This is a genomic window from Stenotrophomonas sp. 2YAF22, from assembly GCF_052114665.1.
GTDB classification, from domain to species: Bacteria; Pseudomonadota; Gammaproteobacteria; order Xanthomonadales; family Xanthomonadaceae; genus Stenotrophomonas; species Stenotrophomonas indicatrix.
Window position 1 is genome coordinate 1 of the sequence record NZ_JBFRFE010000804.1, and the last position, 1,566, is coordinate 1,566.

General features: G+C 64.8%; 1 protein-coding gene. It reads left to right on the forward strand.

Features of this window, described 5'->3' with window-relative positions; genetic code table 11:
* Positions 1-151: 151 nt before the first annotated feature.
* Positions 152-1,566 (forward strand): S9 family peptidase (locus AB4Y84_RS21270; protein WP_442250889.1); only part of this gene is annotated, 1,415 nt, incomplete at its 3' end.

Genomic DNA, 1,566 nt, shown 5'->3' on the forward strand with positions numbered 1-1,566 from the left:
CCTCGGAATGAACAGTCTGTTGCGGTTGCCGGCCAGCGGCCGGCACTACCCCGCGCGTCCATGACGATCCGCAGGGTTGCCCGCAGCCCTCCTGCCACCCAGACTCAGGCGCAAGGACGCCATTGCATTGCCGATCAAGGAGCCTTATTTCATGAAATCCACTCTCTGCCTGTTGCTTGCGAGCCTGATGACCAGCACCGCTACCGCCGCCACCCCGCCCGTTCCGCCGGATGTTGAGAAGCGTCCGCACGTGGTCAAGGCGCCGTTCGGCGCGACCCGCAACGATGACTATTACTGGCTGCGCGACGACAAGCGTGAGGACAAGGCCATGCTGGCCTACCTGCAGGCCGAGAACGCCTACGCCGACCAGCTGCTGGCACCGCTGAAGCCGCTGGAGGATGCGCTGTACGGCGAGATCGTCGGCCGCATCAAGCAGGACGATGCCAGCGTTCCGGCGCGCGAGCGCGGCTACTGGTACTACAGCCGCTACGAGACCGGCCAGGACTATCCCATCCATGCGCGCCGCAAGGCCAGCATGGACGCGCCGGAAGAGGTCCTGCTCAACGTCAACACGATGGCTGCCGGCAAGGGCTATTTCAGCGTCGGCTCGATGGAGGTCAGCCAGGACAACCAGCTGCTGGCCTGGGCCGACGATGACGTGGGTCGCCGCCAGTACGTCATCCGCTTCAAGGACCTGCGTACCGGCGCGGTGCTGCCGGACACGATCACCGGCACCTCCGGTGACCTGGTCTGGGCCGACGACAACCGCACCGTGCTGTATGTCGAGAACGATCCGGAAACCCTGCTGACCGTGCGGGTGAAGAAGCACGTGCTGGGCACCCCGGCCAGCGCCGACACCGTCGTCTACGAAGAGAAGGACGACAGCTTCTACATGGGCATCGGCCGCACCCGCGACGATCGATTCATCACCATCGGCGTGCACAGCACCGTGTCCTCCGAAGAGCGCTACGCGCCGGCCAGCGACCCGACCACGTTCACCGTGCTCGCCCCGCGCCAGCGCGACGTGGAGTACGACGCCGACCACTACGACGGCCGCTGGGTGATCCGCACCAATGATGGTGCGAAGAACTTCAAGCTGGTGACCGCACCGACCGACGCCACCTCGCGCGCACAGTGGAAGGACTGGATCGCCCATGACGATGCAGTGTTCATCGAAGGCTTCGAACTGTTCGATACCTACACCGCCATCGCCGAACGTTCCGAAGGCCTGGAGCGCATCCGGCTGCTGTTCAAGGACGGCCGCAACGACTACGTAAAGGCCGACGAACCGGCCTATTCGATGGGCCTGGGCGACAACACCGAGGCTGACACCACGTGGCTGCGCTACGTGTACACCTCGATGACCACGCCGACCACAGTGTACGAACTGAACACCGCCACCGGTGAGCGTCGCCAGCTGAAGCAGCAGCCGGTGATCGGCTATGACGCCTCGAAGTACGAGACCGACCGGGTGTGGATCACCGCGCGCGACGGGGTGAAGGTGCCGGTGTCGCTGGTCTATCGCAAGGGCTACAAGAGGGATGGCACCGGCGCGCTGTTCCAGTA